The organism is Oceanicola sp. 22II-s10i (genome assembly GCF_002210105.1).
Lineage (GTDB): Bacteria > Pseudomonadota > Alphaproteobacteria > Rhodobacterales > Rhodobacteraceae > Pseudooceanicola.
Map to the genome: position 1 here is coordinate 127,219 of NZ_AQQU01000002.1, position 19,676 is coordinate 146,894.

Annotated in this window: 28 protein-coding genes; 14 read left to right on the forward strand and 14 right to left on the reverse strand. The window is 67.0% G+C overall.

Annotated features, from left to right (window positions below; genetic code table 11):
- Positions 1 to 67: 67 nt before the first annotated feature.
- Complete coding sequence (locus ATO6_RS08580) at positions 68 to 1,432, forward strand: MATE family efflux transporter (protein ID WP_088623576.1); 1,365 nt, start codon at positions 68 to 70, stop codon at positions 1,430 to 1,432.
- Positions 1,433 to 1,438: 6 nt separating this feature from the next.
- Here ATO6_RS08580 and ATO6_RS08585 read toward each other — a convergent pair whose 3' ends face one another.
- From ATO6_RS08585 to ATO6_RS08595, 3 genes are read right to left on the reverse strand one after another with little or no spacing between them, the layout of a single operon-like run.
- Positions 1,439 to 1,852, reverse strand: coding sequence for a hypothetical protein (locus ATO6_RS08585; RefSeq protein WP_088623577.1), 414 nt, complete (start codon positions 1,850 to 1,852; stop codon positions 1,439 to 1,441).
- Positions 1,849 to 2,259, reverse strand: coding sequence for a bleomycin resistance protein (locus ATO6_RS08590; protein ID WP_217898990.1), 411 nt, complete (start codon positions 2,257 to 2,259; stop codon positions 1,849 to 1,851). Before ATO6_RS08590 ends, ATO6_RS08585 begins: the two co-directional genes overlap by 4 nt.
- A gap of 4 nt (positions 2,260 to 2,263) precedes the next feature.
- Positions 2,264 to 3,466 carry a pyridoxal phosphate-dependent aminotransferase gene (locus ATO6_RS08595; protein WP_088623578.1) on the reverse strand — a complete coding sequence of 401 codons (1,203 nt, stop codon included), beginning with the start codon at positions 3,464 to 3,466 and terminating at the stop codon, positions 2,264 to 2,266.
- Between the two features lie 88 nt (positions 3,467 to 3,554).
- On the opposite strand from ATO6_RS08595, the gene ATO6_RS08600 reads away from it, so the two are divergent.
- Both ATO6_RS08600 and ATO6_RS08605 read left to right on the forward strand, forming a co-directional pair.
- Entirely contained in the window at positions 3,555 to 3,950 is a 396-nt protein-coding gene (locus ATO6_RS08600) for a helix-turn-helix transcriptional regulator (RefSeq protein WP_088623579.1), read from the forward strand.
- On the forward strand, positions 3,947 to 4,207 hold the full coding sequence (locus ATO6_RS08605) for a succinate dehydrogenase assembly factor 2 (RefSeq protein WP_088623580.1): 261 nt from the start codon (positions 3,947 to 3,949) through the stop codon (positions 4,205 to 4,207). Before ATO6_RS08600 ends, ATO6_RS08605 begins: the two co-directional genes overlap by 4 nt.
- 10 nt (positions 4,208 to 4,217) lie before the next feature.
- On the opposite strand, the gene ATO6_RS08610 is transcribed toward ATO6_RS08605, so the two are convergent.
- On the reverse strand, positions 4,218 to 5,447 hold the full coding sequence (locus ATO6_RS08610; protein ID WP_088623581.1) for an MFS transporter: 1,230 nt from the start codon (positions 5,445 to 5,447) through the stop codon (positions 4,218 to 4,220).
- A gap of 90 nt (positions 5,448 to 5,537) precedes the next feature.
- Between ATO6_RS08610 and ATO6_RS08615 the strand changes: the two genes are divergently transcribed.
- Both ATO6_RS08615 and ATO6_RS08620 read left to right on the forward strand, forming a co-directional pair.
- The gene (locus ATO6_RS08615) at positions 5,538 to 6,011 is read left to right on the forward strand and encodes a GNAT family N-acetyltransferase (protein ID WP_088623582.1); all 474 of its coding nucleotides are present in this window, start codon (positions 5,538 to 5,540) and stop codon (positions 6,009 to 6,011) included.
- A 94-nt stretch (positions 6,012 to 6,105) separates the two neighbouring features.
- Entirely contained in the window at positions 6,106 to 6,606 is a 501-nt protein-coding gene (locus tag ATO6_RS08620) for a winged helix DNA-binding protein (RefSeq protein WP_088623583.1), read from the forward strand.
- Between the two features lie 40 nt (positions 6,607 to 6,646).
- Here ATO6_RS08620 and ATO6_RS08625 read toward each other — a convergent pair whose 3' ends face one another.
- The 5 genes from ATO6_RS08625 to ATO6_RS08645 form a co-directional block, all read right to left on the reverse strand.
- A complete protein-coding gene (locus ATO6_RS08625) occupies positions 6,647 to 7,525 on the reverse strand; it encodes a DUF1194 domain-containing protein (protein ID WP_088623584.1) in 879 nt (292 codons plus the stop codon).
- Positions 7,522 to 8,274, reverse strand: coding sequence for a DUF1194 domain-containing protein (locus ATO6_RS08630; protein WP_088623585.1), 753 nt, complete (start codon positions 8,272 to 8,274; stop codon positions 7,522 to 7,524). The genes ATO6_RS08625 and ATO6_RS08630 overlap by 4 nt, the downstream gene beginning before the upstream one ends.
- Positions 8,241 to 8,669, reverse strand: a complete 429-nt coding sequence (locus tag ATO6_RS08635; protein WP_088623586.1) for a VOC family protein — start codon at positions 8,667 to 8,669, stop codon at positions 8,241 to 8,243. The genes ATO6_RS08630 and ATO6_RS08635 overlap by 34 nt, the downstream gene beginning before the upstream one ends.
- A gap of 75 nt (positions 8,670 to 8,744) precedes the next feature.
- Complete coding sequence (locus tag ATO6_RS08640) at positions 8,745 to 10,115, reverse strand: tetratricopeptide repeat protein (RefSeq protein WP_088623587.1); 1,371 nt, start codon at positions 10,113 to 10,115, stop codon at positions 8,745 to 8,747.
- Between the two features lie 4 nt (positions 10,116 to 10,119).
- Positions 10,120 to 11,190 (reverse strand): hypothetical protein, encoded by a 1,071-nt coding sequence (locus ATO6_RS08645; protein ID WP_141101955.1) that lies wholly within the window; start codon positions 11,188 to 11,190, stop codon positions 10,120 to 10,122.
- Positions 11,191 to 11,407: 217 nt separating this feature from the next.
- Here ATO6_RS08645 and thyX point away from each other — a divergent pair, with 217 nt between their 5' ends.
- The 5 genes from thyX to ATO6_RS08670 all read left to right on the forward strand — a co-directional run bounded on the left by thyX (position 11,408) and on the right by ATO6_RS08670 (position 14,605).
- Positions 11,408 to 12,313 (forward strand): FAD-dependent thymidylate synthase, encoded by a 906-nt coding sequence (gene thyX / locus ATO6_RS08650; RefSeq protein WP_088623589.1) that lies wholly within the window; start codon positions 11,408 to 11,410, stop codon positions 12,311 to 12,313.
- Entirely contained in the window at positions 12,314 to 13,147 is an 834-nt protein-coding gene (locus ATO6_RS08655) for a DUF4238 domain-containing protein (RefSeq protein ID WP_088623590.1), read from the forward strand.
- Positions 13,148 to 13,439: 292 nt separating this feature from the next.
- The gene (locus tag ATO6_RS08660; RefSeq protein WP_088623591.1) at positions 13,440 to 13,838 is read left to right on the forward strand and encodes a DUF2177 family protein; all 399 of its coding nucleotides are present in this window, start codon (positions 13,440 to 13,442) and stop codon (positions 13,836 to 13,838) included.
- Between the two features lie 108 nt (positions 13,839 to 13,946).
- A complete protein-coding gene (locus ATO6_RS08665) occupies positions 13,947 to 14,240 on the forward strand; it encodes a hypothetical protein (RefSeq protein ID WP_088623592.1) in 294 nt (97 codons plus the stop codon).
- 80 nt (positions 14,241 to 14,320) lie between these two features.
- Positions 14,321 to 14,605 (forward strand): hypothetical protein, encoded by a 285-nt coding sequence (locus tag ATO6_RS08670; RefSeq protein WP_088623874.1) that lies wholly within the window; start codon positions 14,321 to 14,323, stop codon positions 14,603 to 14,605.
- A gap of 27 nt (positions 14,606 to 14,632) precedes the next feature.
- On the opposite strand, the gene ATO6_RS08675 is transcribed toward ATO6_RS08670, so the two are convergent.
- The gene (locus ATO6_RS08675) at positions 14,633 to 14,839 is read right to left on the reverse strand and encodes a cold-shock protein (protein ID WP_088623593.1); all 207 of its coding nucleotides are present in this window, start codon (positions 14,837 to 14,839) and stop codon (positions 14,633 to 14,635) included.
- 172 nt (positions 14,840 to 15,011) lie between these two features.
- Between ATO6_RS08675 and ATO6_RS08680 the strand changes: the two genes are divergently transcribed.
- Positions 15,012 to 15,326 carry an arsenate reductase family protein gene (locus ATO6_RS08680; protein ID WP_088623594.1) on the forward strand — a complete coding sequence of 105 codons (315 nt, stop codon included), beginning with the start codon at positions 15,012 to 15,014 and terminating at the stop codon, positions 15,324 to 15,326.
- Between the two features lie 29 nt (positions 15,327 to 15,355).
- The gene (locus ATO6_RS08685; protein WP_088623595.1) at positions 15,356 to 15,724 is read left to right on the forward strand and encodes a hypothetical protein; all 369 of its coding nucleotides are present in this window, start codon (positions 15,356 to 15,358) and stop codon (positions 15,722 to 15,724) included.
- On the opposite strand, the gene ATO6_RS08690 is transcribed toward ATO6_RS08685, so the two are convergent.
- From ATO6_RS08690 to ATO6_RS08705, 4 genes are all read right to left on the reverse strand, one after another.
- Positions 15,675 to 16,268, reverse strand: coding sequence for a DoxX family protein (locus ATO6_RS08690; RefSeq protein ID WP_088623596.1), 594 nt, complete (start codon positions 16,266 to 16,268; stop codon positions 15,675 to 15,677). The two genes, ATO6_RS08685 and ATO6_RS08690, sit on opposite strands and share 50 nt — an antisense overlap.
- Before the next feature lie 5 nt (positions 16,269 to 16,273).
- Positions 16,274 to 17,014, reverse strand: coding sequence for a DNA-binding domain-containing protein (locus tag ATO6_RS08695; protein WP_088623597.1), 741 nt, complete (start codon positions 17,012 to 17,014; stop codon positions 16,274 to 16,276).
- Entirely contained in the window at positions 17,011 to 17,865 is an 855-nt protein-coding gene (locus tag ATO6_RS08700; protein WP_088623598.1) for a DUF692 family multinuclear iron-containing protein, read from the reverse strand. The genes ATO6_RS08695 and ATO6_RS08700 overlap by 4 nt, the downstream gene beginning before the upstream one ends.
- A gap of 66 nt (positions 17,866 to 17,931) precedes the next feature.
- Complete coding sequence (locus ATO6_RS08705) at positions 17,932 to 18,243, reverse strand: DUF2282 domain-containing protein (RefSeq protein WP_088623599.1); 312 nt, start codon at positions 18,241 to 18,243, stop codon at positions 17,932 to 17,934.
- Positions 18,244 to 18,404: 161 nt separating this feature from the next.
- On the opposite strand from ATO6_RS08705, the gene ATO6_RS08710 reads away from it, so the two are divergent.
- Positions 18,405 to 18,950 (forward strand): sigma-70 family RNA polymerase sigma factor, encoded by a 546-nt coding sequence (locus ATO6_RS08710; protein ID WP_088623600.1) that lies wholly within the window; start codon positions 18,405 to 18,407, stop codon positions 18,948 to 18,950.
- Entirely contained in the window at positions 18,947 to 19,588 is a 642-nt protein-coding gene (locus tag ATO6_RS08715; RefSeq protein WP_088623601.1) for an NrsF family protein, read from the forward strand. The genes ATO6_RS08710 and ATO6_RS08715 overlap by 4 nt, the downstream gene beginning before the upstream one ends.
- The last annotated feature ends 88 nt before the right edge of the window (positions 19,589 to 19,676 follow it).

Consider the following 19,676-nt stretch of genomic DNA (forward strand, 5'->3'; position numbering starts at 1 on the left):
GATCTGTGCGCCCAGGCGTAGCGCGGGCGATCTTGCCGCGGGCGCGGGCCGACAGTAATGGCCGGGCATGACCAATTTTTCAGCATATCGCACACACGCCCGCGCGATCCTGTCGCTGGGCCTGCCGCTGGTCGGCAGCCAGATCGCGCAGGTCGGCGTGCAGGTCGTCGATACGATCATGCTGGGCTGGTACGACGTCGAGGCGCTGGCGGGTGTCGTGCTGGGCTCGACCCTGTTCTTCATCCTGTTCATCGCGGGCTGCGGTTTCGCCTGGGCTGTAACGCCGCTGGTGGCCGAGGCCGAGGGCCGTGGCGACACCACCACCGCGCGCCGGATGACCCGGATGAGCCTGTGGCTGACCATCCTCTATGCGCTGGCGGTCCTGCCGGTGCTGCTGATGGCGGAACAGGTGATGCTGCTGCTGGGGCAGAACCCCAAGCTGGCCGCGATGGCGGGCGACTACCTGGCCATCTACGGCTGGGGCATCTTTCCGGCGCTCGGCGTCATGGTGCTGAAGAGCTTCCTGTCGGCGCTGGAGCGGACGCGGGTGGTGTTCTGGATCACGCTGCTGGCGGTCGGGGTGAACGCGCTCGGCAACCACGTCTTCATCTTCGGCAACTACGGCGTGCCCGAACTCGGCGTGCGCGGCGCAGCGATCTCGTCGATCATCGTACAGGTCGTGTCGCTTGGCGGGCTGGTGCTCTACATCCAGCGGACCCTGCCCGAGCAGGAGCTGTTCCGCCGTTTCTGGCGCGCCGACTGGGAGGCGTTCGGCACCATCTTCCGTCTCGGCTGGCCGATCGGGCTGACGACGCTGTCCGAGGTCGGACTGTTCGCCGCCTCGGCCCTGATGATGGGCTGGATCGGGACCTTGCCGCTGGCCGCGCACGGGATCGCCATCCAGATCGTCTCGCTGACCTTCATGGTGCATCTGGGGCTGGCGAATACCGCCACGATCCGCGCGGGGCGGGCCATCGGACGCGGCGACCGCCAAGGGCTGCGTGACGGGGCGGTGGCGGCGGTCATGCTGTCCGGGGTCTTCGCGCTGGTGACGGTGGCCTTCTTCCTCGCCATTCCAGGGTGGTTGATCGGCCTGTTCGTCGACCCCAATGACCCGGTCCGGGACGAGGTGATCGCGGCGGGCCGTTACCTGCTGGTGGCGGGGGCACTGTTCCAGACAGCGGATGCGGCGCAGGTCATGGCGCTCGGCCTGCTGCGCGGGGCCAAGGACACGCGGGTGCCGATGGTGCTGGCGGCGGTCAGCTACTGGGTGATCGGGCTGCCCTGCGGCTATCTGCTGGCATTCGTGGCCGGTTGGGGCGGGGTCGGGCTGTGGCTGGGGCTGGCCGCCGGGCTGGGGGCGGCGGGGGTCACGATGATGATCCGGTTCTGGCGGCACGTGCTGCCGCGGGCGATCCCGGACGCGGTCTGAGCCGTCTCAGGCCATCCCGCGTTCGCGCATCATCCGCTCGGCCTTCTTGCGCACCAGTACGGTCCGCAGGTCGTGCATCGCCAGCAGCAGAGCGTCCTCGACCAGTTCCAGCTGTTCCTCGGTCGCCCGCGCCTGCGCCCAGTGGGCGGTGGTGTTCAGGTGATCCACGGTGCGCAGGATGTCGTCGATGTCCCGCTCGGCCAGCAGCAGGATGCGTTCCTGCATCCATTCCTTGATCGCCGTCACGTCCTCGTCCGACAGCGCGCGGTCGCCGTTCGGCTTGATCTCGCCGTTGCGGATGTTGACGGTGGCGATCTGCTCCATCTCGATCCGGCGCATGCGATCGGCGGCCTCGACCCGGAACACCAGCGCGCCGTTGTCGCGGACGCGGAAGAAATACGGAGGGAGTTCGGTGCTCATGGCGTCTCCTGCTCAAGGCTCGTTTCGTCGATGCAGCGCCAGAGGCTGCCGTCCTCGTCCACCAGCGCGAACATGCGCGGTGCGCGCGCACCGGGGCGGAAGATGCCAGTCAGTCGGGGGATCGAGGTCGTGTCCTCCGGCAGTCCCGCCGCCCGGAACGTCTCGTAGAGCGCTTCGAGGTCGCGGGTCCGCAGGCAGGCCGAGAACCAGCTTGTCCGCTTGTCCACCTCGGGATGGGGAAAGAACTCCACCGAGGTCGCGCCGAGCGTCAGGATCATCCAGCCCTCGTCCTTGAAGGCGGTGGCGAAACCGAGCCGCCCGTAGAACGCCTCGGTCGCGTCGAAGTCGCGTGCGGGCAGGTTCGCCGTGATGCGCAGATCGCTGTCGCTCTTGCCGCCCCCGGTCACCGGATCAGCTCAGCCCCGCGCAGAAGGTCTGGATCCGCGTGCAGGCGTCCGTCAGTTCCTCGTCGGAGGTCGCGTAGGAAATCCGGAAGTTCGGGCTCAGGCCGAAGGCCGCGCCGAACACCACGGCGACCCCGGTCTCCTCCAGCAGCGCCGTCGCGAAATCCTCGTCGTTGTCGATCTTCTTGCCCCCGGCCGAGGTCTTGCCGATCAGTCCGCCGATCGAGGGATAGACGTAGAACGCCCCCTCGGGCACCGGGCAGGTCATTCCCTCGATCTCGTTCAGCATCGACACGACCAGATCGCGCCGCCGCTTGAACAGCGCGTTGTTGGGCGCAATGAAATCCTGCGGCCCGTTCAGCGCCTCGACCGCCGCCCATTGTCCGATGGACGAGGGGTTCGAGGTCGACTGCGACTGGATCTTGCGGATCGCGCCGATCAGCGCCTCGGGGCCTGCGGCATAGCCGATCCGCCAGCCGGTCATCGCATAGGCCTTGGACACGCCGTTCACCGTCAGCGTCCGGTCATAGAGCCCCGGTTCCACCTGCGCGGGGGTGCAGAACTCGAACCCGTCATATGCCAGGTGTTCGTACATGTCGTCGGTCATCACCCAGACATGGGGGTGCCGCATCAGCACGTCGGTCAGCGCCTTCAACTCATCCCAGGTGTAGCCCGCGCCGGTCGGGTTGGAGGGCGAGTTGAAGATCAGCCACTTGGTCTTTGGCGTGATCGCGGCCTCCAGCTGGTCGGGCGTCAGCTTGTAGTTCGTCTGGATCGACGCCTCGGCGATCACCGGCTCGCCGCCCGCCAGCTTTACCATGTCGGGATAGCTGACCCAGTAGGGCGCGGGGATCACCACCTCGTCGCCGGGGTTCAGCGTCGCCATCAGCGCGTTGTAGAGCACCTGCTTGCCGCCGGTGCCCACGGTCACCTGCGCGGGCGTGTAGTCGAGCCCGTTGTCGCGTTTCAGCTTGGCGCAGACGGCGGCCTTGAGTTCGGGGATCCCGTCCACCTGCGTGTACTTCGTTTTCCCCTCATTGATTGCCGCAATCGCCGCAGCCTTGATGTTGTCGGGGGTGTCAAAGTCCGGCTCACCGGCAGAGAGCGCGATGACGTCCTTGCCCTGCGCCTTCAGGTCAGCCGCGAGGTTGGTCATTGCGATGGTCGGGGACGGCTTAACACGCGCAAGCGTGTCGGAGAGGAACGACATGGCCGGGGCCTTTGGTTTGAGATCCGTGCGGCTCTGTCATAGATAGAGGGTCAGGGCCGTTCAAGCGCGAACGGCGGAAAGGGCAGAGATGACCGACGAAATGGACGCAGGCTGGTTCGATCCCGAGACCTCGACGTTCGGGGACCGCATCGCCGGCGCGCGTGAAGCGGCGGGGCTGAGCCAGAGCGAACTGTCGCGGCGGCTGGGGATCAGGCTGACCACCCTGCGGGGCTGGGAAGACGACCTGAACGAACCGCGCGCGAACAAGCTGCAGATGATGGCAGGGCTGCTGAACGTCTCGCTCACATGGCTGCTGACGGGCGAGGGCGACGGGGTCACCGGCTTTGCCGCCGAACCCGAGGACAGGGAGGTCGCCGCCATCCTGACCGAGATGCGGGACATGCGCGGGCAGATGACCCAGATGGCCGAGAAGATCGGGCGGCTGGAAAAGCGCCTGCGCCGCGCGGTGCGGGAAGAGGCATGAGCGAGACGCCCGAGGACCGGATCAAGCGGCTGCGGATGCGGTCGATGCGGCGCGGGATCAAGGAGATGGACATTCTCCTGACCCGCTACGCGGATGCCGAACTGGCCGGGTTGTCCGCGGCCGAACTCGATCTCTACGACGCGCTGTTGTGGGAAAACGATCAGGACCTGCTGATCTGGGTGACGGGCCAGCAGCCCGCGCCGGATCGCTATGCGGGCATGATCGCCCATATCGCGCGGGTCGCCACGCCCGGCTGAGGCCGGGCGTTCAGTCGACCGGGCGCAGACGCAGGGCGGCATAGACCACCAGTGCCGCGCAGACCGCCGTGGCCAGCACGTAGGGCGCGTGCAGCGCCGCGTCGCGGCCCAGCGACGGCTCCACCACCGTCACCAGCGCCCCGGCGCCAAGCGCGCCGAAGGGCATCGCCCCCCAGCCGAAGAACCGGTAGGCCGAATTCACCCGGCCCAGCAGGTCGTCCGGGATCAGCCGCTGCCGATAGCTGACCGTCACCACATTCCACAGCATCCCCGCCGCCGCCTCCAGCGCCAGCGACAGGGCCACCAGCGGCAGGCCGGAGAAGAAGCCGATCAGCGCATTCGACAGGGTGAAGACCGCCAGCGCCGCCAGCAGGCTGCGCCGCATCCCGATCCGGCGCGACAGGGCGGGCGCGACGAGGCCGCCCAGAACCCCGCCGACCGCGCCGAAGGTCAGCAGCAGGCCATAGGACGAGGCCGACAGCTCCAGGACCTCCTGCGCGTAGAGGACGAGGATCGTCATCCCGCCGGTGAAGACCGCGTTGATCGCGCCCAGCATCACCGCCAGCCGCAGGATCGTCGCGTGCCGCATCATCCAGCCCAGACCCTCGCGCAGGGCGGGCCAGAAGCGGGCGTGGGCGACCACGCGGCGCGGGGGCAGGGCGATCAGCCAGATCATCGCCGCGGTCAGGGCGTATATCCCGGCGTCGAGGCCGAAGGGCAGGGCGATCCCCGCCGCGATCAGCAGCCCGGCCAGCGGCGGGCCGATGAACTGGCCGGTGACCTGCTCGGCGCTCCACATCTGGCCGTTGGCATCCTCCAGATCGTCCTTGGGGACGATCGAGGGCAGCACCGTCTGCGCCGCGTTGTCCCGGATCACCTCTGCGGTGCCCAGCAGGAAGGCGATCAGCGCCAGCGGCAGCACGGCGGCGGGCCCGCCCGACGTGCCGCCCAGCACCATCCCGAGGGTGCAGAGCATCAGCCCCGCCCGCGCGATGTCGGCCCGGATCATCAGCACCCGGCGGTCGGCCCGGTCGGTCCAGACCCCGGCGGGCAGAGCGAACAGGAACCACGGCAGCCGTTGCGCCATCGCCACCGCCGAGATCAGCAGCGGACTGTCCGTCAGCAGCGTCGCCAGCCACGGGATCGCGACCATGGCGATCCCGTCGCCGAGGTTCGACAGGCTGGCCGCCCCGAACATGAGGCGAAAGTCACGGTTGGTCCGCAAAAGCCCTGCGCGCACGATCCTGTTCCTTGCCTGCCGCCCCGCGGGGGCCGTAAATCGCCGTTCACGCTATGCGGCGCCCGTCAGGGCCACAACCGGAAACGCCCGATGCACGAAACCCTGCGCTTTGCCCGCCTGACCGAGGTCGCCCCGGCGGACCTCGCGGCGCATATGTCCGACGCCCGGACCGTCGCCCACATGCCGCTCGCCTCCGGTGTATGGGACGCGGCACGCTGCACCGCCTTCGTCGCGATGAAAGAGGCGACATGGGCCCGCGACGGGCTGGGTCACTGGGCCTTCTTCGACGGTGCGGACTACCTCGGATGGGGCGGATTCCAGAAGGAGGGGGCAGAGTGGGACTATGGCCTTGTCCTGCGCCCCGGCCGGTTCGGAGCGGGCCAGCGGATCACCCGGCGGGCGCTGGATTTCGCGCGCTCCGACCCGCGCATCCCCTACGTGACCTTCCTGCTGCCGCCGTCCCGCCGCAACCTCGGCGCGCTGGCCCGGCTGGGGGCGCGACAGGTCGGGACCGTCGACTATGACGGCGCGACTTTCCTGAAATTCCGGCTCGACACCGACTGACCGCCACGCAACGCGCGGAGGCTTCACGCTTTTAACGGAAATTTGGGACTTGTCGGCGATTGTCCCGCCCGAGCAGTATCGGACGGAGACAGGTATGACCATTCATGACGCGGCGGCGCCACTCGGCCAGCGCTCTGGCTACATGGCCACATATCTCGACAGTCTGGCACTGGTGGAACGGCTGCACCGGCTGCTTCTGGACGTCATCAAGGATGAATTCGAACGGGTCGGCGTGCTGGACATCAACGCGGTCCAGGCGCTGCTGCTGTTCAACATCGGCGACAACGAGGTGACGGCGGGCGAGCTGAAATCGCGCGGTTACTACCAGGGCTCGAACGTCAGCTACAACCTGAAGAAGCTGGTCGAAATGGGCTACATGCACCACCAGCGGTGCGAGATCGACCGCCGTTCGGTCCGCGTCCGGCTGACCACGCGGGGCCGCGAAATCCGCGATCTGGTCACCGCGCTCTTTGCCCGCCACGCCGAGGGGATGGAGGAACGCGGCGTCGTCAGCCTGTCGGCACTGGACGAGGTGACGACGACGCTCAAACGGGTGGAACGGTTCTGGACCGACCAGATCCGCTACATCTACTGAAACCGGGTGCCGGTGCGCCCTGACGGCCTGCGCGGATGCGTCAGCCGCCGGTCGGGGGTGAAGGGGCCCGCGCCGCGCCCGGTTGTCTGCCCGCCGGTTCCGCCTCGGCCGCCTCTCCGGGTTTCCAGGGGGACAGGCGCGGGGCGGGGCGCGAGGCCGGGACGACCGAGGCCCCTGCGGGCGGCTGACCGGGCATGGCGGCATCCGGGGCGCGCGTGCCGGGGGCCGAGAAGTTCAGCACCATCATCTCGCGCTTGAGCTTGCGTATCATCGCGTCTTCGAACTCGCGGAAGTTCGCGGCCGTCTCGACGAAAGCCTCCGGCCCCCGGATCACGTAGGCCCGGAAATAGGCCGACAGTTCGGCCAATGACACGTGCCGCAGCTCGCCCGGATCCATCAGTTCGCCGCCGATGGCCAGCGCGTTGATCGTGACGCCCGGCGCGACGAAGACATCGCCGGGATGCGGTCCGGTGTTCGACTTGCCGTCGCCCGACACGTCGATCGCCTGACGCCAGCACGGCGGCGCGGACCCCAGCACCGCCTGGCCGTAGAACATCGCCGACCCGATCGCCGTCGACGGTTCCGCCGGTCGCCGCGACGTCGCACGCAGACGGTCGGCCGCCGCCGCCAGTTCCGCGGGACCCGCGACCTCGACCCAGGGCACCAGCACCCGCTGTTCGGCGGGACCGGACCACTCGAAGATCGAGATCGCCACCGGGTTGCCGGGCGCGGCAAAGGCCGCCGCCGCCACCTCGGGATGGGTCAGCGCCGCCGCCAGCCCGTCAAGTTGCAGCCGGTATTCGACCCCGTCCACCGATCCCGACACATCCAGCGCCAGCACCAGCGCCAGCCTGCACTCCGCCGCCGCCGCACCCGACAGACCGGCCCAGAGCGCCGAGGCCAGCGCCAGCCGCTTCATCCCTGACCGTCCTCGGGCAGGGCATAGTCGCCGCCGACCATGACGTCGTTCAACTCGCGCCACAGCTTGCGGGTCATCGCGGCGGCGAAATCCTCGAACCCGCGTGCCGTTTCCACGAAGGCACCGGGCCCGCGCCGCACCTCGCGCCGGTAGAACGGCAGCACCTCGGAATCCGCGCCGAGGATCACCAGCCCGTTCACCGTCACGTCCTTCATCGGAAAGTTGCGATAGGCGAGATCCGGGCCGAACCCTTCGTTGTTCACCCCGTCGCCCGAGACGTCGATCACCTGCCGCTTGCAGGCGGGTCCGCGCTGCAACAGCATCGCGCCATATCCGAGCGCATAGCCGATGGCGGTCGGAAACCGCGAATGGCTGCGCTGCGCCTGCGCGATCACCGATACCGCGTGGTCGATGGCGGCGGGCGTGTCCAGCCGCGTCCATTCCAGCACGATTTCCTGCTGGTAGCGGCCCGACCATTCATAGACCGTCAGCTCCACATGGCCGCCGATCCCGTGCAGCAGCGCCGTGCGCACCTCGATCGAGTTCAGCGCCGTCGCCAGCCCCAGCTTCTGCAGGTCGTATTCCCGCTGGTCCACCGAAGACGAGACATCCAGCGCCAGAACCAGCGCCAGCCGGCACTCCGCACGCGCCCCCGCGGCGGTCGCCACCGCCGTCACTGCGGCGAGAGCGAGCGCCGCGAGGATGCGCGCGGCCTTTACCAATGTCCGGTGTTTTCCATGCTGGCCCATGGCTCGGCCGGCTTCTGCGCCTCGCCCGCCTGCAGCAGTTCGACCGAGATGTTGTCGGGCGAGCGGACGAAGGCCATCCGCCCGTCGCGCGGCGGCCGGTTGATGGTCACGCCGTTCTTCTGCAGGTGGTCGCACATCGCGTAAATGTCATCGACCGAATAGGCCAGATGCCCGAAATGACGGCTGTCCGAGGGCAGCCCCTCGTCCCCGTCCCAGTTGTAGGTCAGTTCGACCGGGCACTCTTCCTGTCCCGGCGGGGCCATGAAGATCAGCGAGAAGCGGCCCTGTTCGCTGTCGATGCGCCGCGTCTCCTTCAGGCCGAGAAGTTCATAGAACGCCATGCTCTTTTCCAGATCCTTCACGCGGACCATGGTGTGCAGGTAACGTATTGTCATTCGGGTACCTCCGTTCAGACCGAGGATAGCGAACGCGGGACGTCTGTCGAGGGGCCGCTGTCGAAAGCGGAACGATCAGAAGGCCGAGCGGAAGCCGAGCTGAACGCCAAGGCGGTCGATGTCGAACAGCCCGACCGAGCTGTCCTGACGGCTGGCCCGCACCGTGACGGTCGGGTTGAACCCGTAGTAGTCGACCTGCGGAAAGGCGACGTCGACATAGCCCGACACCTCAGTGTCCTCGCGTCCCTGGCCGGGGGCAAAGCTCGACACCGGGTAGTCGCGCAGCCGCCAGTCGATCCCGGCGCGCAGTTCGGTGCCCAGAACCGGGCGGCCGTGCACGTAGTCGAGGCCCAGCTTGATCTGGCGATAGTCCGCAACGTCGATGGAGGAACTGCTGTCCATCGCGCCGATGCTCAGTTGCACCAGCCCCGTCTGCACCTGCTGGCTGAAACTGGCCGTCACCTCGATCGCCGTCGCATGCGGGGCCCGCGGCCCGCCGGTGCGCTCCGCCGAAAGGCCCACCGTCATGCTCCGGGCAGGGTCCAGCCGATAGCGCAGGCCGGTCGTCCCACGCACGAAGTCGCCGTAGTGGCTGCCGCCCAGCCAATGACGTCCGGCCCGTGCGCCAAGGCTCACCTCGGACCGGCCGTTCTCCAGCAGGAACCGGTGATCCAGCCCCAGCGACAGGGTGGTGGTGGCGAAATCGCTGCCCTTGCTGCCGGGCGCCTTGGCCTTGGCCGCGTCAGACAGCACGTAGGTCTGGTGCCAGCCGGCGATGACGAAATCGGTCGCGCGTGTCCGCGTCTCGGCCATCCGGTAGCGCAACGTGCCGCCGCCCGCGATTTCCAGCCCCGACAGAGCCTGCGTGGCGCCGGGCAGGGCCAACTGGAAGGGCAGGCCGTAGAGCTGCGCGCTGTCATGGACCGAGCCGTTGTTCACGTTCGATTTCGGCGCGACGGAGAACGCCAGTCGGGTCGACCAGCGATTGCGGCTGCGGACGTAGCGGTAATCGCGTTCCGCCTGCGCCCGTGCGGCCTCGTCCGGCGCATTCTCGGCGGCCCGGCGCAGCCAGACCTGAGCCAGCGTCCGGTGCCCGTCCGTCGACCACGCCTGCGCCATCGCCAGCGAGGCCGCGTGCACCAGCGCACGGTCCCCGTCCGCCAGCGCCAGAACCCGACGTGCCGCGTCGCGCGCGCCGCCCGTGTCCCCGGAGTCCCTGAGCGCCCGAGAGCGGATCAGCAGCGCCTGCACATCGTCCGGATCGCGCCCCAGCAGCGCCTGCGTCATCCCGAGCGCGGTCTCCGTCCGGCCGCTCTGGACCATCGCCGCCGCCGCCGCGCGCATCTCGTCCGGCGTCAGTTCCTGACCCGCCGCATGCAGAGGCCCCGCCGCAAGGGGCAGGGCCGTCAGCCAGAAGGCCGTGCAGATGCGCCTGAGCGCCTGCATCGCGTCAGTTCCGGTAAAGGATGAAGCCGCCGGTTTCCTGCACGAAGGTGCCTTCGACGCGCGGGTCCGCGGATTCGACCACCAGCACGCCCACCACTTCCTGCGCGGAGCCCGCACCGCTCAGGATCGCGTAGTAGTTCCCGGAATCGAGCGCCGTCACCGTGCCGTTCGAATTGTTGATCTGCGATCCGATCGTATTGGTGAACTCGCCATTCGTGTCGCCCGTATCCGCCGAGGTGGTCGAGACCATGTTCGGCAGCCGCGTGCCGCCACCCGTGTTGGTGATCGTCGTGGTCGCGTCCAGGGCTTCGAGCGCGGTCAGGTAGGTCCCGGTCACGTCGTTGCCGTTGGAATCGAACAGCCGCCGGTTGCGGACATAGAGCACCGCCCCCGCCTGGCCGTCGTTGAAATCCTCGAAGTCGATCGTCATCGAAGCGTCGCCCTGGACGTATTCGATCCCGCCGCGGCCCTGGAACACCCGCAGGCCGGCATAGGCGCCGGAGTAGCTCGCCGTGCAGTCGCCGGTACAGGTCGGCACCACCAGCGCCGTGGAGTTGCCGGCGTTGTCCTGCGCGTTGCGCTGATAGATGAACCCGCCAAAGCCATAGCCCGCGTAATCGCCCGACCGCACGATGGCGAACTGGCTGCCACCCGAGGTGCTCTTGCCGTAGATCGCGCGGTAGTCGAAGTTGTTCTCGACGTTGCCCGTGGTCGGATCCGTGTAGGTCGCGTCGCTTTCGTAGAGCTGGTAGGCCCCGCCGCCCAGCGTCGAGACGCGGGCGCTGCGTGCGTAGGTGTTGTCGCCGTCGAAGGGCAGGTTGTCGACATAGAACGTGTCCGACGCGCTGCGGTATTCGAACCCGGTCGCCGATCCCGCGCCGCCGCCGCCCGTGCTGTCCTCGTACCGCTGGATCGCGCCCGAGGCCGACGGGTTCGTCGTGCCCGGTAGCAGACCATCGCGCGATGTAGAAGGCGTCTCGGTGCCCGTGTCGTCCACGTCGAAGGGATTGGTGCCGTTGCCGCAGGCGGCCAGCGAAAGGGCCACGAGGGCCGGAAATAGTGCGCGATAGCTCATGTCTCTGCCCCATGCCATCATGGTCGCGACTTCTTGCGGCCGCGGGTTTTGCGGCAGAATTCCGCTGCGCTGCCTCAAAGTCAATTCCGCCGCACCCCGACCGCTGCAAATGCGCGTTCATAGCGGCAGAAATGTCCCTACCCGATATAGCAGTTTGCGCGGCGGACCCCACAAGATAAGGTGTCCCCCTGAGCAGACACAGACCCGAGGATTCGCCATGCCCCTCTCGCCCGAGGCCCGTTCCGAAATCGAAGACCTGCGCGCCGATCCGCAGCCCACTCTGCGCGCCGTGGCGCCGGGGATGGAGAAGCACCTCTACACCGCAATTCCCGTTCTGGATCATGGCTTTGTGCGGGTCATTGACTACATGGGCGACGACGCGGCGATCTGCCAGGCGGCCCGCGTCTCCTATGGCCGCGGCACCAAGTCGGTGCAGAACGACGAGGGTCTGATCCGCTACCTGATGCGGCACTGGCACTCGACCCCGTTCGAGATGTGCGAGGTCAAGCTGCACGTCAAGCTGCCGGTCTTCGTCGCCCGCCAGTGGATCCGCCACCGCACCGCCAACGTCAACGAATACTCCGCCCGCTACTCGATCCTCGACCGCGAGTTCTACATCCCGCACGAGGACGCGCTGAACGCCCAGTCCGTCGTCAACAACCAGGGCCGGGGCGAATTGCTGACCGGCGAGGAGGCCGCCCGTGTCCTGGACTGGCTCAAGACGGATTCGATGCGCGCCTACGACCATTACGAGGCGATGATCTCGCAGGAAGGGCAGCAGGGTCTGGCGCGTGAACTGGCGCGGATGAACCTGCCCGCGAACATCTACACGCAATGGTACTGGAAGGTGGACCTGCACAACCTGTTCCATTTCCTGCGGCTTCGCGCGGATGCGCATGCGCAATACGAGATCCGGGTCTACGCCGACGCGATCTGCCAGGTCGTGGCCGACTGGGTGCCCTACGCCTACCGCGCCTTCGAGGATTACCGGCTGGGGGCCGTCACGATGTCGGCGCAGATGATGGACTGCGTGCGGCGGATGCTGAAAGGGGAGGCGGTGACGGAGGAGAATTGTGGTATGAGCAAGCGGGAATGGCGGGAGTTGATGGGGAGTTTGGGGTGAGTGGCGCGATCAAAGAGACATCACTACGTTCCTCAAGTTCTGTCTCGACGCTTCCTAGATGTACATGGCAAGCTTTGGTACTCCGAACGGATTGATCAGGCTGCCTTTTCCAAGCCGGCCAAACGCACTCCGCAGGGCATGTTCTGGGAGCGAAACTATAACACCACAGTCATAGATGGACTGCCCAGCGACCAGATCGAGCGCGACTTCTGGGCTCCTGTAGATAGTGAACTTGGCGAGTTCCTCACGGAAATTGAGGAAATATTTGAAGCGGGACGGACGCCGTCTTTAGGAGGGGCAAGCTTAGCTGGATTTAAAGAGCTGGTCGCAGCATTTTTGAAGCGATCTATAGATATTGGTGGACGTTATTCTCCAACTGATATCGGCAATGAGCTTCGTGATAGGATCTTAGGTGATGCGCGAGCAGTTTCAGTTTTGGATGCCTATTCGCCACAGGAGTTTGAGCGCTTTGGAAGGCACATCAGAGCGGTGGCTATCGCCCATAGGTCTGAGCGAATACTCAATACACTGAGAAGCTACGAGTTGAGATGGGCGCTCGCTGGGGCCAAAGATTCATTTGTCTTGGGGAGCCGGATGGTGCTGATCTCGGGTGGGGCATTGAATGCAATGTCGGGTGGCTCCGACATCATTTTTCCTCTTTCCCCTAAAAAGGCTGCGGTATTGACGCCGCGTTTTGTTGGCGTACCGTTGCGCATGGAATATTCGCGAGGCATGGTTAAAAATGTGAACTCGGAAATGCGAAAACAAAGTAAAGCACTTGCTTCACATTCCAGAGAGCTGCTTCGATCCGTAATCAGGGGCCGATCATCATAGTGTAAGAATAACTATTTATTTCCATCCGTTGATAATTTGTTTCTATTAATCTTCAGGGGTTGGTCGAATTAAATTTCAGGCCCAGCATGCATAGAATGCATTTTCGCCGCAACATGCTATGGTCCATCGCACCGCTCAGTGTCCTTTACCCCGCACTTTGGATGCGTGGCAAACAAATACCCTGGGCTACTGCACGCTGTGGCAGGTCCAAGAGTGGCCATCGGTAACCTCACCCCTGATCCAACCCCCACCCCCGCCCGTATACCCTCCGTAACGATCACCCGGAGCCGCCATGCAACTCGTCGTCCTCTACCTCTCCACGGCCATCGTCTTTCTCGGGCTCGACGCCCTGATGCTGCGCAACGTGATCAAGCCGGTTTTCGAGGAACACATCGGCTCCAGCCTGGCCGAAAGCCTGCGGATCGGGCCGGCGGCGGTGTTCTACCTGTTCTACGTGGGCGGCGTCTGCTGGTTCGTCTCGCTCCCCGCCCTGCGCGACGGGAACCCCGGCCACGCCTTCCTCAACGGCGCCATCCTCGGCGCTCTGGCCTACGGGACCTACGAATTCACCAACTACGCCACCCTGCGCGACTGGACCCTGCGCATGGTCGCGCTCGACCTGACGTGGGGCACCATCCTGACCGGCCTTTCGGCCTGGGCGGGTGTCATGATTGCCGCACGGTTCACCTGAAAACGCTCTGTTTCCCGAACGTCACTTGATCCGTTGAATCAACGACTTACCCTGCGGCGTGCATTCTGCCGTCCGCTGGGGGCGGCTTTCGCATTCGGGGGTTCCACAATGAAATTCGCAGTTCTCGCAGGCCTGACCGGCCTCGCCCTGTCCGCCGCGCCCGCCATGGCGCAGGACGTCATGCCCGCCTATCCCTATGCCGGCGCCAACTACTGCCCCGCGGGCCTGCAGCCCATCGTCATCGGCGGGGTGATCTGCTGCGGCGTGCCGAACCAGACCGTGTCCTACGAGTACATGAAGCAGCACCCGGTCCAGACCCGGCGCAGCTACGCCCGCCCGCACTGGGACGGGTCGAAATCGCCCGAGGGCTACTGGGACGGCTCCAAATCCACGCGCGGCTGATCCGGTGACGGAAGCCGTTCCGCTTCTGTCATCTATCTGTTACATTGCCTGTCAGAGGTTCAACACCCGCGACAGGCATGATGCGCAAGGTTCTGATTTCCCTGCTGTTCCTGGCCACGCCCGCCACGGCGGCCTCGCCCGTGGCCGAAATCCTCTGCGACGCCAGCGACCGGATGCAGGCGCGGCTGACCCGCACGATGGGGGTCGAGCGGCAGGCCATGGGGATCCAGGGGCCAGAGCAGGTGATGGAGCTCTGGACCCGGCAGGACGGCAGCTGGACGCTGGTCGTGACCTACGCCAGCGGGACATCCTGCATCGTCGCCATGGGCGAGGACTGGCAGGCGTTCGGCCGGGACCCGGCCTGATCGCCTTGTGTGGTGCGGGCGACTGCGTCAGAGCAGCTTGAGATCGCCCGCCATCTTGCGGCCGTCGCGCCCGTCGAGCAGCTCGTATCCGACCTTCTGATTGTCCGCGAGCCCGGTGAGGCCCGACCGTTCTACGGCGGAAATATGAACGAAAACATCTTTGCCGCCTTCTTCGGGTTCAATGAACCCGTAGCCTTTGGTGGTATTGAACCATTTCACGGTGCCGGTTGGCATGCCGTCATCTCCTTCCTGTCTCCTTCCCCCTGTCGGGGGCGCTTCGCAGAGGCCGTAATGCGCATCCACGATGCCTCGAAAGGATTGCAGCACTCATGTAAAAAGCAAGCGAAAGGGCCGGCCGCGGGAATGGCTGCCTAGTATTTCATCCGAACCATCTGAGGAGGGCCGAATGGTCATCTACGGGATCAAGACCTGCGATACCTGCCGGAAGGCACTGAAATCCCTGCCGAATGCGCGGCTGCACGATGTGCGGGCCGATGGTTTCCCCGGCGATCTGTTGTCCCGTGCTGCCCGTGAATTCGGCAAGGATCTGCTCAACACCCGCTCTACCACCTGGCGCGACTTGTCCGAGTCAGAGCGCGAGGGAGCGATGCTGGACCTGATCGCGGCGCACCCGACTTTGATGAAGCGTCCCCTTATCGAAACGGGTGATCGTCTCTATCTGGGATGGACCAAGGCCACGCAGGACGCGCTCGGCGTCTAGGGTGTGGCGGCAGTGAAGAGGACGGGCGAATGCGCAATGCGGCACTGATGCTGGGCCTGATCGGCGGGCTCATGGGCCTGCTGGTCGGTTTCGCGAGCTACGGCTACACCGAGGCGGTGGAGCGCTATGGCGAGGTGGAGGGCCTGTTCGAGCAGGTCGCCAACGTGGAGATGATCCGCGTGGTGTCGTTCTTGTCGCCGCTGCTGGCGATCGCCGGGGCCGGGATGGCCAAGGTCCGGGCGCTGTGGGGCGGGGGCCTGCTGTTGCTGGCGGCGCTCGGGATGTTCGTGGGCTACGGCGTGAACGTCTTCACCCTGTTCCCGATGGGCTTCTGCGCCATCGCGGGCCTCATGGCGCTGGCTGCGGGGCAGCCGGACGAGCCGAAGGCGCATTTCTGAAGAGCAGGCGGTCGAGCGACAGCGCGCCGCCGCCCTTGACCACCAGCAGGATCAGGACGAACACCCAGAACGCCCGCTGGTCAAGGATCACGCCGTCCGGCGCCCGGTCGAACCATGCGCCGAGGGTTTCCGCGTGCTCGATTCCGCCGTGTCCGTAGAGGTCGGTGAGGCTTTGCAGCGTGACGAAGCCGATCATCCCTAGGGCCGCGAGCCTTGTGAGGAGGCCCAGCACGATGGCCAGCGGCAACAGGAATTCCGCCCATGTGCCCGCCGTGACCACCGCCCAGTGATAGATCGTCAGTTGCGAGACGTCATATCCGACCGCCTCCATCGCCTTGGGGAATATCTGCGCGTAGGCGCCAAGCGACGGCTGGAGAAATCCGAACAGCCCGTCCCCCAGCTTGGTCGCGCCCGATGCCCAGAAGTAGGGCAGCAGCACAGCGGCAAAGACGAAGCGTGCGAGCGTCGGCAGGTGCGTGTCCAGGCGGGATACGGGCGCGGCGAGACGGTCGCCGGTGGCGACAAGGCGGTCGGGCAGGAACATGGCGGTCACTCCAGTGCGGTGATGGCGCCCGTGCCGATCAGCAGCGACAGCAGGGCGGTCAGGTCAAAGTCCGGGGTTTCGGTCAGGGCGGCCTCGTAGGCGTTGCCGAGCGGGGCCGAGGCGGCGGCGGTCAGAAAAGCCGCGCCGCCGGGGGGCAGCAGATGCGGCGCTGGGTCGTAGCCGGGGCGGGCGATCAGCACGTCCTCGGGCCGGGCCTGCGGCTGCGGTGCGCCGTCCTCGTGATTGAATCGCCAGATGCCATGGAGCGGCCAGCGCGAGCGCAGGATGCGGCAGGCCGGGGCGAGCTGCAGGCGAGCGGTCGCAAGCTGGTCGGGCGGCATGGACTGAACCGCGGCGGGCAGGGGGTCGGCGTCGGCGGCGTGGTAGGACAACCGCATCGCGTGATCCAGCCGGGCGACATCGGGCAGATAGCCGAGATGTGCGAGCGGTTCGAACCCTTCGAGAAAGGCGGGAAAATCGGCGCCGAACTCCATCATCAGCGGCGAGCGGGGCGGATGTGCCCGCAACGCGAGGCGGGCGAGCGAGCGGAAGCTCTCCGGCCCGATCAGCTTGGCGACGGTGGGAAAGGCGCTCTCCATCGCGTCGGTCAGCGAGACGGTGACGTTGTTGCGATAGACCGCGAACCGCCGGTCTGCCGCGCCGCCGCGTCCGTCCGACAGTCCGCCCGGCGCGGGCGCCTCGGGGTCCAGCACGGACCGGCGAAACTCTGTCTGCGTCACGCTCATGCCGGCACCCGCGCCAGCGCGTCCGCCGCGCGCCCGGCCTCGGCGGCCAGAACCGGCCAGTCGGGCACGTCGTTGTCCCATTCGATCAGCGCCGGGCGCGGGCCGGACAGGGTCAGCACCTCGTCCAGCAGCGCCCAGACCGGATCGGCCACCTCGCGCCCGTGGCTGTCGATCAGCAGCGGACGGCCTGCGTCGTCGTGATCCTCGTCATGGCCTCCGAGGTGGATTTCGCCGACCTGATCCAGCGGGAACTCCGCGATATAGGCGCGGGCGTCCATCCCGAGGTTCACAGCCGAGACAAAGACGTTGTTCACGTCAAGCAACAGCCCGCAGCCCGTCCGCCGCGCGATCTCGCGCAGGAAATCCGTCTCGCTCCATGTGCTTTCGTCGAAGGCGAGGTAGCTCGACGGGTTCTCCAGCAGCATCCGGCGGCCGAGCGCCTCATGCACCGCGTCGATGTGATCGCAGACGCGGGCCAGCGTGGCGTCGGTATAGGGCAGGGGCAGCAGGTCGTTCAGGAAGGCCCCGTCATGGGTCGACCACGCGAGGTGTTCCGAAAAGCTCGCGGGGTTCAGCCAGTCGCAGAGATGCCTGAGCCGCGCGAGGTGGTCGGCGTCCAGCCGCCCCTCGCCGCCGATCGACAGGCCGACCCCGTGGACCGAGATCGGGAACCGCTCGGCCAGGTGGCGCAGCTGCGCCAGCGGGCGGCCACCCTGGCCCATGTAGTTCTCGGCATGGATCTCCAGCCAGCCGACGGGGGCGGGATCGGCGATGATCGACGTGTAATGCTGCGGCTTGTAGCCGACGCCCGGCAGGGCGGGCAGGTCGTTCGGGAACGTGCGGTCGAGCATGGCGGGTCCTCCCCCTGGAAACGTTGCGGCGCGCCCCCGAGGGGAGGGCGCGCCGTCGGTGCGGTCTCAGCCTTCCATCGGCAGGTCGCGCTCCAGCGCCTCGAGCGACCCCATGCGCTCTTCGCCGTTTTCCATCTTGGGCAGCATCATGGTTTCGCAGGTGCCCTTGTCGACCAGCTTCCACGCGTTGCCCTGGTAGTCGACCTTGGAGGTGCCGGCGCAGGTGGTGCCGGGGCCGGCCGCGCAGTCGTTCTTGCCGGCCATCGCGACGCCAAAGCACTTCTCCTGCTCGGCGGCGGTCGCGGCGGTGGTCGCGCCGATGAATGCGGTGGCTGCGGCAAAGGCGGTTGCGATCAGCGCGGTGTTCGTGGTCTTCATGGAATGTCCTCCGGGTTGGTTGCGTCGCCGTCGTGGCGTCCGTGCCAATCCATTCGGCGGGCGGGGCGGAGATGTTACACCGCTCACGAACTGGTGAAGATTTCTCGCATTTTACGCGTCGGGTTGTAACGTTCCGCCAATTGGCGCGTATGGAGAAGGGCATGACCGATCGCAACGACCGCTGGGGCGATCTGCTCCGCCGCGCGAACCGCGGCGACGGGCAGGCCTACGCGGCGTTCCTGACCGAGATCGCCCCCGTCCTGCGCACCGTGGTGCGTGGACGCGGCGGGGATGGCGACGAGGTCGAGGACGTGTTGCAGGAGGTTCTGCTTGCGATCCACGCCAAGCGTCATACATGGCGCGAGGCGGACCCGGTAACGCCGTGGCTCTATGCCATCGCCCGCTACAAGACCGTCGACATCTGGCGGCGGCGCAGGGGCGGGGCGGCGGTGCCGATCGACGACCTGGCCGAGGTGCTGCCGGAGGATCCGGTCGATGTCACCGCGGCACGGGATCTGTCGGCGATGCTGGGCCGGATCGACGACCGCGCGGCCGAGATCGTGCGCGCGGTCGGGATCGAGGGGCTGAGCGCCGGCGAGGCCGGGGCGCGGTTCGGAATGAGCGAGGGCGCGGTGCGGGTGGCCTATCACCGCGCCATGCAGCGCCTGAAAGAGATGGCAGAGACGAAAGACGCGACACGGGAATGAAGACCGAGGACCTGATAGCCCAACTGGCCGCCGACCCGGCGCCCGCACCGGCCGACACGCTGGAGCGGCGGACGGGGCTTGCGCTGCTGGCGGGGGGCGCGGTGACGGTGGTGCTGTTCCTCGTGCTGCTCGGGGCGCGGCCCGACCTCGGGGCGGCGCTGTCCGACCCGGTTGTGCTGGCTAAGACGGTCCTGCCGCTGGCGCTGGCGCTGCTGGCCCTGCCGCTGGCGCTGCGGGGCGCGCGGCCGGGCGTCGCGCCGGGGCTGCCCGCACGGGTGATCTGGGCGCTGCCGGTTGCGTCCTGCGCGCTGCTGGCCGGGGCTTTCGTCACCACGGTGCCGTCCGAGCGGCTGGCGCTTTGGATCGGGCATTCGATCCCGGTCTGCCTGCCGATGATCGTGACGCTGTCCGCGCCGATCCTCGCGGGCCTGATCGCGGCGCTCAAGCGCGGCGCGCCGGTCAATCCGCTGCGCGAGGGCGCGCTGGCCGGGCTGGTCGCGGCGGGGCTCGCCACGGCGATCTATTCGACGTTCTGCATCGAGGATTCGCCGCTGTTCTACGCGACCTGGTACGTGCTGGGGATCCTCATCGCGACCGGAATCGGCGCGGTCGCGGGGGCGCGCTTCCTGCGGTGGTAATGGAAGGTCGGCGGTGCGTGACGAGCACGCACCCTACGTTTGGCTCCACCGTTTCGCATGGTGGTAGGGTGCGTGCTCCGCACGCACC